The organism is Actinacidiphila sp. bgisy167, from assembly GCF_057707665.1.
Genome location: NZ_JBYIQP010000135.1, coordinates 1 through 9,520 on the forward strand (window position 1 = coordinate 1; position 9,520 = coordinate 9,520).

Annotated in this window: 7 protein-coding genes; 5 read left to right on the forward strand and 2 right to left on the reverse strand. The window is 68.3% G+C overall.

The window, feature by feature from the left end; all coding sequences use genetic code 11:
* Positions 1 to 679: 679 nt before the first annotated feature.
* A complete protein-coding gene (locus tag AC3ET4_RS29570) occupies positions 680 to 1,246 on the forward strand; it encodes a BAR domain-containing protein (protein ID WP_431954837.1) in 567 nt (188 codons plus the stop codon).
* Here AC3ET4_RS29570 and AC3ET4_RS29575 read toward each other — a convergent pair.
* Positions 1,164 to 1,994, reverse strand: coding sequence for an IS5 family transposase (locus AC3ET4_RS29575; protein WP_431954839.1), 831 nt, complete (start codon positions 1,992 to 1,994; stop codon positions 1,164 to 1,166). The genes AC3ET4_RS29570 and AC3ET4_RS29575 overlap by 83 nt on opposite strands.
* A gap of 563 nt (positions 1,995 to 2,557) precedes the next feature.
* Here AC3ET4_RS29575 and AC3ET4_RS29580 point away from each other — a divergent pair.
* A complete protein-coding gene (locus tag AC3ET4_RS29580) occupies positions 2,558 to 4,462 on the forward strand; it encodes a tyrosine-type recombinase/integrase (RefSeq protein WP_431954841.1) in 1,905 nt (634 codons plus the stop codon).
* The gene (locus AC3ET4_RS29585) at positions 4,380 to 4,994 is read left to right on the forward strand and encodes a hypothetical protein (protein ID WP_431954843.1); all 615 of its coding nucleotides are present in this window, start codon (positions 4,380 to 4,382) and stop codon (positions 4,992 to 4,994) included. The genes AC3ET4_RS29580 and AC3ET4_RS29585 overlap by 83 nt, the downstream gene beginning before the upstream one ends.
* 96 nt (positions 4,995 to 5,090) lie before the next feature.
* Here the strand turns inward: AC3ET4_RS29585 and AC3ET4_RS29590 are convergent, their stop codons facing one another.
* The gene (locus AC3ET4_RS29590) at positions 5,091 to 7,643 is read right to left on the reverse strand and encodes a helicase associated domain-containing protein (protein WP_431954845.1); all 2,553 of its coding nucleotides are present in this window, start codon (positions 7,641 to 7,643) and stop codon (positions 5,091 to 5,093) included.
* Positions 7,644 to 7,951: 308 nt separating this feature from the next.
* Here AC3ET4_RS29590 and AC3ET4_RS29595 point away from each other — a divergent pair, with 308 nt between their 5' ends.
* Positions 7,952 to 8,272 (forward strand): hypothetical protein, encoded by a 321-nt coding sequence (locus AC3ET4_RS29595; protein ID WP_431954847.1) that lies wholly within the window; start codon positions 7,952 to 7,954, stop codon positions 8,270 to 8,272.
* A gap of 175 nt (positions 8,273 to 8,447) precedes the next feature.
* Positions 8,448 to 9,203, forward strand: coding sequence for an SMI1/KNR4 family protein (locus AC3ET4_RS29600; protein ID WP_488175976.1), 756 nt, complete (start codon positions 8,448 to 8,450; stop codon positions 9,201 to 9,203).
* Positions 9,204 to 9,520 lie beyond the last annotated feature (317 nt).

A 9,520-nucleotide genomic window follows, 5' to 3' on the forward strand; every position in this document is an offset into this window, starting at 1 on the left:
GCTGAACCGGGTCCCCTGGCGGCGCGGCCACCGGGCGCGGTGCTCACCCTCGACGGGGACCGGGGGACGCCGTCGAATGCCGTTTGACCGGCCGAAAGTTGCCCGTGTGCTCCGGCCGTCGGCCCTCTGGTAGACGCCCGGGGCGCTCCTACGGCGCGGGCCGGTCCGGCGGAAGGCGGGTGTGGGACTGTTGTGGGGGCCATGGGCGCGTCGTGGGGCTGGCTCCTGCTACACAGGGCCGCACTGCGGCAGCCAGCAGTGTATGGCGGGGACGTCGTTCTCTATGACGAGCCGGGTGAAGTCCCGGGCGGCGACGTCTTCATCCGGTAGTCCGAGTTCGACGCGCAGAAACGGTCAGCGTTTCCATGTTCGCCGACTGCCGAGGATCGAGTGCCTCGGCGATCTGGATAGCCATGGTCTCCTCCCGTCTGACGGAGACCCAGGTGACGGACTGTCCCCAGCAGATCCAGATCGGGTCCTGCAGCATGCGCACGACGCCTTCCGGCTGCTACGCCCATTCCACGCCCAGCTCGCGCAGGGCGGCCCGCTGCTCCACGGTGAGTGCGTTGTGGCAAAGGGAGTCCCTGTTCGATGAACAGGGACTTCTTGTGTGTGGGGCATGATCGCGACGGGGTAGGGGCAGGCAGCGGACGGCTTGTTGTGGATCGAGGAGGGTGCGATGCCGTCGGTGCTGGGGTTGATGGAACGGCGTGAGGCGCGGGCGAGGCAGGATCTGGAGTCCTGGACGGAGGTTCTGGAGCAGGCTCAGGCGGAGGTGGATGCCGCGCGGGAGCGGCTCGAGCGGGCCCGGGTGGGGCGTGAGGAGCTCGTGTCGGTGCTGGCCGAGGAGAGCCCGGTGAATACGCCGGTTTCCGTGCCGTCTGGTGGTGAGGCGGCTGCCGGCGTGGGATCGAGCGGCTTGGGCGCGGGGCATGGCGAGAGGCCGCCGGTGTGGCGGTCGGGCATGGGCGAGGAGGTGCTCAGCGGCCTCTATCGGGAGGTGTTCGTCGCTGCGGTGGCTGCTTCGGGGCCGGTGAACGGGGTGGAGCTGACGCGGGCGGTGGGCCGGGAAGCGGAGGTCAAGAACGAGGTGGAGAAGTTCCGTCACCGTGCCTACGTGCTGGAGAAGCGGGGGTGGCTGGTGCGGGCGAGAGACGGACGGTTCATGCCCGCGCCCGGAGCAGTCGCCCGGGGCGTTTCTCCGGCCAGCGCGGAGCGTCTGCGGCCAGGCGCCGGGACAGCCTGATCACGGCGGCCCACCACACCATCTGGGCGTGGTGGTCGGGGCGGCGTTCGTGGTCGCGGTTGAGGCGGCGTGAGCGCGAGAGCCAGCTCAGCGTGCGCTCCACCACCCACCTGCGGGCCAGAACGACGAAGCCGCGCTGCCCGTCGGATCGGCGCACGACCTCGATCCGGACTCCGTGGCGGGCGAACGCCTTCGCCAGCGCCGGACCCTGGTAGGCACTGTCGACCCACACCAGCTTCAACAGCCGGCCCGGCTGGTCCATGAACGTCTCCAGCAGCGTGGGGGCGGCCTTGGAGTCGTGCACATCGGCCGTGGTCACGGTGACCTCCAGGAGCAGGCCCTCGGAATCGGTCAGGATGTGGCGCTTGCGCCCGTCACGTGACTTGCCGCCGTCGTATCCGCGGCTGTCCTCGCCGACGGTCTCGGAGGCGTCCACCGACTGACTGTCGATGATTCCCGCACTGGGCTCGGCGTTTCGGCCTGCGCGTGCCCTCGCCGAACATCGCAAGCGTTCGTACAGCTCACGCACGTAGTCGCAGGCCCGCCAGCGGCGGAAGAAGTCGTAGACCGCCCGCCAGTACGGGAAGTCGACCGGCAGAGCCGTCCACTTCACACCGTTGTCGACCAGATAACGCACAGCGTCGAGCATCTCGCGGTGGCAGTACGCCTCCGGACGCCCGCCCCGCTTCAGGAGCCAGGCCGGCACCGGCATCGCCGAGCGGACCTCGGCCCACTCCGCATCCGTCATGTCACTGGGATAGCAGCCTGCCCGCAGCCCTGGATCGATCGAACCGAACCGGTGCACGTAGCAGTCACACCCAGGGGTGACCGCAGTGGACGCAGCCACAGTGGTACTGCTCAACTGATCAGACAACGGGCTTCCTTGGTCGTGCTGGTGTCGTAACCGCGTCACTACCAAGGGGCCCGTTCTCTCATGCCCACGGCCGCACCCGAACCTCAGTCCAGACGATCACCTGCTGCCGCTCGAACAAGATCCGGTTTGCCACAACGCACTGAGCTTGTCCCGCCGCTGCTTGGTGTTGGTGATCCATACGCCCAGCCTTACGGTCATTGGCTCTTCCTGGCCGTCGACCGCGATCGGTTCACCGTGTCCGCGGGGTACGGGCCGCCCCGCTCCTTCGCGCTCGATCCATTGCGCGAGGGCCGTCAGGCCGCGCTGGAACGCCTGCTGCGCCTTGCTCGATTCGTGCGCTGTGCCCTTCGGCGCCGCGCCCTCGCTCGTCGGGGCGGGCCGGATCCCGGCAGGCCGATCCGTGGCTGCGAATCTTCGAGCCGGCACAGGTACGCCGGATGGTGCGGGACCTGTCCGACACCGCCACGCTGGTCAGCGACGCATCTGACGAGCAGATGTGCCCGCGCTCCACCGTCCCGGTCCGGCGGATGCTCAGCCGGGTGCGCACAGCGGTCCGGGCAGGCTTCTCGCAGTACGCCGGCACCGGGCCCGCAGAGGAAGACCTGCTGGACCTGCGGGCCCTGGGGCAACGGTCCCGCACCCCGGCGGGCATTCGCCATTCCAAGACCGTCGACCTGCGCACCGTCGGACAACCGTGGCTGCGCAACCTGCTGCGGACCTGGACGATCCAGCAGCGCCCGAACGCAGACGATTTCGCCCGGACCCTATGGGGAGTCCAGCTGGCTTCCCAGGCAATGGCGTCCCGACCGGGCACCGACGACCCCGCGAAACTGCGCTACGACCACGTCACCGCGGTGGTCGAGGCCTTCCGCGCCGCACTCAAGCAGAACGGGGAGCCGGCCGGGTGGAGCTACCGGGTGTCCATCGCCAGCCACTTCTTCGCCCTGATCGACTACGGCCGCCGCTCCGGGGCCGTGAACGACCTCTCCGCCGCCTTCGTCCGCGACCCCGCCGCCCACCGCATCGCCCAGGAAGAAGCAAGCGAAGACGAGATCGGCAAGGCCATCCCCGAACCGGTGATCCGCCAGCTCGACGCACACCTGCACCTGCTAGGACAAGGCCGGGCCCGCGGCCAGCGCACTCTCGCTCCTGACGACCTGCAGCTGATGTACCAGACCTTGTACGTCCTGCTCAGGGACACCGGCAGGCGCCCCAACGAGATCGTGTCCCTGCCGCGGAAGTGCCTGGAAACCCGCCAGGACCAGACCTCCCTGATCTGGGACAACCACAAGGCCCGCCGCCACCGTAGACGCCTGCCCATTACCGCCTCCACCGCTCAGGCCACCCGCACCTGGCGCGAACGCCGCGACCAACTCCAGGCCACCCTGCCTCCCGCTGGCGTCGACTACCTCTTCCCGGCCCTGACACCCCTGGCAACCCGCAGGCACCTGCACACCAGCTACCTCAGCGAGACCCTGCGCCACTGGGTGGACTCCCTGCCGGTGCTGCACGCAGAAGGCAGCGACTCCGGCGGAGAGACGCTGCCCTTCGACCGCTCACTCATCTACGCCTACGCCTTCCGCCACTCCTACGCGCAGCGGCACGCCGACGCCGGAACGCCCCTTGACGTGCTGTCCGAACTCATGGACCACAAATCGGTCCGGACCACCCAGCGCTACTACACCGTCTCCATGCAGCGGAAACACGAAGCCGTCGCCAAACTCAGCGCCCACCGACGCCCGCCCGGAACAGCCTGCAGGGCTACCTCTTGTGTCCTCGCGCTGGCGGAACGGCATGTCGCCCTCGTGCCGCGGATCCGGCGCACGGCACAAACCGGCACCGAACTCCGCCTGTCGCAGATATCGCGCCCCGGTTCGCCGGCGAATTGCGCTCCTCCCTCACGAAGGGACGGCGACGCCGCGTCAGCACCACCTCCTCCCCAACCCTCCACCCCTCCGTCAGACCAGAGATCCCGGCAGACGCCCGCGACGTCCTGTTGTCGGTGCTGCATGGAAGACTTCTCCAATGACATTGAGGTCTCCCAGTTTTCTCGATCTAGAGACGCTGCTATCTCAGGCGGAGTACCACGACATCAAGGTCCCTGTGGCGCAGGACATCGTGGAGACGACAGTGAGCAAGCGCTCCGGCGGCGGCAAGGCCGGCCTCGGCGCGCTAGCCCTGAGTGGATCCGCAGGAAGCGACTTCCAGTTCCAGTCGACGTACAGCCTCGCTCCTCGGGAGAAGGCGACGGTCTCCAAGGTGATCGACGGTCTGATCCGCGAGAAGGCGGTCCACGTCAATCCTGTCGGCGACTCAGCGCTTCTCAAAGACGCTCTCATTGAGATCGAGGGCAGCACGCGGATTACAGCGGCGAGCGTGATGAGCAAGGTGTTCTTTGTCTTCCGACGGCTCATGCTGGCCCGTGACATCAACGAGCTCAGCGAGCTTGCCAACCTGGATGTCGAGGATCCGGACGTAGCCGAGGCGATCCAGCGGGTCTACTTGCAGAACGAACTGCTCCCTCTGCCCATGCTCCTTGAGGTCACCGGAAGCTCGCTGCCCCACAAGGTGTACGTCAACGTACGCCCCGACTTCTTCATCGACGAAGCGTCGGCGGATCGGCTAGAGGGGGATCTGCGCGTCCTGGGTAGCGTGTACCGACTGATCCCGGAAGGCGAGTTCAGGGTCACCGACGAATGGCTCCTGCATGGGTGGGAGTTCATGATGCGACGCATCATGATGGCGCAGATTCAAGATGACCTCCAGGAGGTCACCCGACAGCTCAGCAGGCTGGGCCTGGATGTCCCCGACGACGATGTCCACGCGTACATCTCCGGTCCCGCCATAGTCATCGACGCTATCGCGTTGTACTGAACACTCTGTTTGCCTAGCCAACTTCGTTGAGACCGCCGCGGTACGTCGCTGGAACATGACCGGCGGCAGCTTCCAGGCTGACGAACCCGCACCCTGTTACCAGCGCATGCCGAGTGCGTCGAGTTCGGCCCGCCGTCCCTCGGTTAACTTCGCGGCGCGGCGGCGGGCGTTGGCCACGAACTGCCCCAGCTTGACCTCGGTTACGACCCCGTCGGGATCGGCCAGCCGCTCAATGTGCTTTCTGGCCGGCTGGAGGCTTCCCTCGCGGGCGTGGAACTGGCGGGCGGCCCGAAGGTTCACCGCCCATTTGTCGGCCTGTGTACGAGGCGCCTGCGGCCTCTCGGAGGGGTCCGCGGGGCTGAGGTGGAGCATGTTCTCCAGCATCCAGGCCTGCGCAGGCAGCAGGGCGTCCCATCGCAGACGCTGCGCCTGGACCCACGCCCCGAGATCCTCGCCCTGCACGCTCACCTGACCCGGCACGACAGGGAGCGGCTGGCCGGCCTCGATCAGCTTCCGGCACAGCCGGTAGGAGCGCTGCCACACCACGGGCCAGGACGGGCACCAGGACGGATCGATCGCCTCCAGCGCGTCGCGGCGTTCCTCGGACAGGGCGCCGGCGGTGGAGCCGACGGGCAGCCCTGCCTCGCGCCGCTGCGCGATGGTCTCTGCGAGCCTGCCGGCGGTGCGCTGGTTCTTCGTCCAGACGCCGACGGGGTAGCCGTTCCAGACGGCGGTGGCGGGTGGGAGGAGGTGCCCGTGTACGGCTGCCCACTGCCTCGCGGCGGACAGTCCTTCCTGCCAGGCGACGTCCCAGTGGGACCACACCATGCCCAGATCATCCAGTTCAGCAGCCCTCACGGGCTTTATTTCGCCTGCGTTGAATACCCTTCGCTGTTCCGCGATCCATGTTCCCAGGGGGAAAGCGGCGGGGTCCCAGTCGTCTGGTGTCGTGAACGCGTACGGCACGCGCAGATCGCCGTTTTCTTTCACGTATCGGGTGGCAGCCTGGATTCCAGCACGCCAGTATGCGTTTTCCGGCCGGAGGACACGCAGGCTCATGAACCGGGCCAGAATGGCCGGGTCACGCGGCGTCGAAAACGACAACAGACCCCGCGCCGGAGCTGAAAGAGCGCCCTCCCCGCCTGGGCCGCTTTCCCCGCCCAAGCCGCTGGTTGCGGCGGTCTCGGCGGCCGATGGTTTGGCGGTGCGGCTGTGGGCTTGCTGCTCTGCGAGTTGTTCGATGGTCTCGGTGTCGTGTGAGCGCAGTGCGGCCATGACCTTGGCCAGGCCGTTGTAGCCCTTGGAGGTGAGCATCGCGTCGGGGTCCTCACCGGGGGCCAGGAACACCGGCACCACCAAGGACGCGACCTTGCCCTCCCCGGGACGCATGCGCAGCGCCCGGCCGACGATCTGCAGGATGTCGACGGCCGATCCCCGCACATCCCCGAAGAACACGCTGTCGCAGCCCGGCGTGTCCACGCCCTCCCCCAGGATCCGAACGGAGCTCAGCAGCCGTAGCCGCATCGGCACCAGGCCGCCGTCGTCGCCTTGGCCGACCGGGTCGGCGAACGTTGCCAGCGTCGCCCGCCGACGGGCAGGGGAGTGTTCTCCGCACAACCACGAGGCCCACACCCGATCCGGCTCCGCATACGTGACGGGGTCGTGCTCCCACAGCCGACGGGCAACGGCCGGCACCCCAGCCGCCATGGCTTCGGCCTCACTGGTCCGGTAGTGGAAGGTCAGCATGCGGCGCAGGCCCCGCACCGCTGCGGTCTTCACCGCGGCCGTCTGCAAGGCCGCCAGCCGGGACCCGCGCACGCTGTCAGACCGGGACTCCATCCCCAGCAGCGCTGCCGCCTGCAGCTCCGGGTCGGTGACGTCGACACACACGACCTGATAGGCCGCGACCAGCCCCCGGTCCCGGGCCTGGGAGAGCGTCAACCGGTACGCCACGGCCCCGAACACGCCGTCCGGGTCGTCTTCCATGCTGGCCACCAGCACCGGCCCCGCCCCACCCCCACCCCCACCCCCGCGCCCGCCCCCGCCATCGGTGTCTGGCGCTTCCCACACTCGCGGCGTGGCCGTCATGTACAACCGCCGGTCGGCCGGGATCCGCGTGTTGTCGTGGACCGCCGCCCACGGCTTCCCAGCCCTGCCACTGGTCCGGTGCGCCTCGTCCACGATGATCAGCGACCAGGGCGAAAGGCCCGCCGCATGGGCCCGTTGGAGGGTGCCCATGCCGACCGAGGCGTACGTGGCGAACACGGTGACGGTCTCCAGCCCTCGTGTCCACGCGATCAGCTCGTCCACGTCCGTGGTGCATGCGAACGGCGCCTCATCTGCCCGCAGGGAGCAGATCCCGTAGAACGGCCCGCTGCGGCCGCCGGTACGCCACGCGGCCGCCATCTGCGTCAGCAGATCCAGGGTCGGCACCAGCACCAGGACCCGGCCCGCCCGCAGCTTCCGCGCGGTGAGCACGCCGATGAACGTCTTGCCGGAACCGGTTGCCGCGATGACCTGCGTCCGCAGACCCTGCGCAGGCATGTCCTGCCCCGGAGCCAATTCAAGGGCCCGCATGGCCGCATCAGACGCTTCAATCTGATGCGGCAGCGGGTCCATTTCCGTCATCACGGAATACATCTCCACCATAGTCACCATGGGCCTGGTCAGCACCCCAGCCCGGGACGGTGCCAGCTGTGCTCCGGGGGTGCTGTGTGACTCCAAAGCCTAGCGGGCCCACAACTTTGACGCACATATCTCGTGCCGAGCAGAAGAACAGAAACGACCGCACCACGCCAGCCCCACAGACCAGAAGCGATCGACTGCACAGTGCGCAGGGCTGTGCAAGCCGCGCCCCATCTCCCCCCACCGGGGAACCCGAGAATCAAAACCCCCATCCGGGGCACCCCAAGAGACAGCACAGCACCCGGCCCGGACACCGACCCCCTGGAGACCCCGTGACCACCTACGTCATCACCGTGCCCGGCACCTTCACGCGCGGCATCCGTGACACCCAGCGCTCCGAACTCGAACACCAGCTACGGCCACAGGACCCGAAGAACACCGACCTTGGCGAAAGCGAGGAACTGAGCCTCCTCACACTCCAAGACGACGGCAACGCATTCTCCGTACGCCTCGAAGTCGAGGCCTCGGGCCACACCGAAGCCGAAACGGAAGCCGTACGCCTGGTCACCACCGCCCTGCTCGACAGCGGTTTCACCGAGCAGGACGCGCCCCTGGGGCCGGCAGCGGTTACGGGTATCGACCGCGAGTTCTGAACCGGTCAGGCAAGCATCCCCCCGTACCCGCACCCGCTCCGTCGAGCTGGCCACGATCCGAAGGGCCGGCCGAACGCGGTAAGGCTTCGGCCCCCGAGCCGCCAGCCGGCCGGAGCAGACCGGGGCCGCGGGAAATCCCTGGTGGTGTGACGCGAGGGCACCATAGCGTGTCGCTATGAGCGAGGAGACCTGGGCAGGGGTACGAGACCGGATACAGCGACTTGGCAAGCTCTCAGGCAGCGAGTCGGTCTTCGGTGCCCGTGGGCATGGCTTTCGGCTTGGCCCGGTCATGGAGGAGGAACAGCTCCGGTCGCTGGAGACGGCCCTCGGCGTCGACCTCCCCGCGCAATACCGCAGCTTCCTGCTCCAGGTCGGAGCCGGAGGCGCCGGCCCCGACTACGGTCTGCTGACGCCGGTCCTGGGCGACAGTGGATGGCAGTGGCGCGGCGTCGGACTCGCCTACCCCGGGAAGCCAACCACAGCCGAGCTCGCCGGACGCCCATTCGTGGCGCCCGCCCTGCAAAAGGAACTCGACGGCCTGGTGGCACAAGAACCCACAGCGGAGGCGTACGCGACCGACGACGCCTTCCAGCGAGCGTTCACTGCATGGGATGCCCGCTACGAGGAGCTCTACGACGCACAAGAAGCAGGCGTCGTCTTCCTGAGCGAACAAGGCTGTGGCTACTCCTCGCTGCTCGTCATGACAGGCCAGCACAGGGGCGCCGTCTGGGAGGACGTACGGCCGGCGGACGGCGGGATCGCACCGACCGGACACGATTTCGAGCACTGGTACAAGCGGTGGCTCGAGCGCACCGAGCAGCAACTCGATGGCACATCACCCGGGCCACGGTGGCGGCCTGCACGGTGGCTGGGACCGGTCCGGCGATGGCTACAGGAGCGGCTGGTTCGACCGGTGTCGGCCCCACGGTAACGACCGTGGCGACCGGGGGGCTTCTCCCGCATCCCAGGCCCGTACGGTCTGGTGTGGTCTTCACCCGTGGGAGTCGACGCATCGGACGAGATCAATCCGGTGGGCCCTGATGGTGACCCAGCCCGAACAGCCCCCACCCTGTAGCTGGCGGGCCCGCGTCAGCGGGCCTCAAGGCCGGAGGCGAAGCCGAAGGCCAGTCAGGGGAGCGCAGCGAGCCTGACTTTGAGGGCACGTCAGGGCCCGAACGGGCTGGAGCGAAGCGGAAGCCCGCATGACCGCGAAGCGGTCCGTACCGCTGAGCGCAGCGAGGCGGCTGC

Bases quoted from the DNA above. Each gene is read 5' to 3' on its own strand.
- AC3ET4_RS29570 (WP_431954837.1), top strand. From the start codon at position 680: ATGCCGTCGGTGCTGGGGTTGATGGAACGGCGTGAGGCGCGGGCGAGG.
- AC3ET4_RS29575 (WP_431954839.1), bottom strand. From the start codon at position 1,994: ATGACGGATGCGGAGTGGGCCGAGGTCCGCTCGGCGATGCCGGTGCCG.
- AC3ET4_RS29580 (WP_431954841.1), top strand. From the start codon at position 2,558: ATGGTGCGGGACCTGTCCGACACCGCCACGCTGGTCAGCGACGCATCT.
- AC3ET4_RS29590 (WP_431954845.1), bottom strand. From the start codon at position 7,643: ATGGTGGAGATGTATTCCGTGATGACGGAAATGGACCCGCTGCCGCAT.
- AC3ET4_RS29600 (WP_488175976.1), top strand. From the start codon at position 8,448: ATGAGCGAGGAGACCTGGGCAGGGGTACGAGACCGGATACAGCGACTT.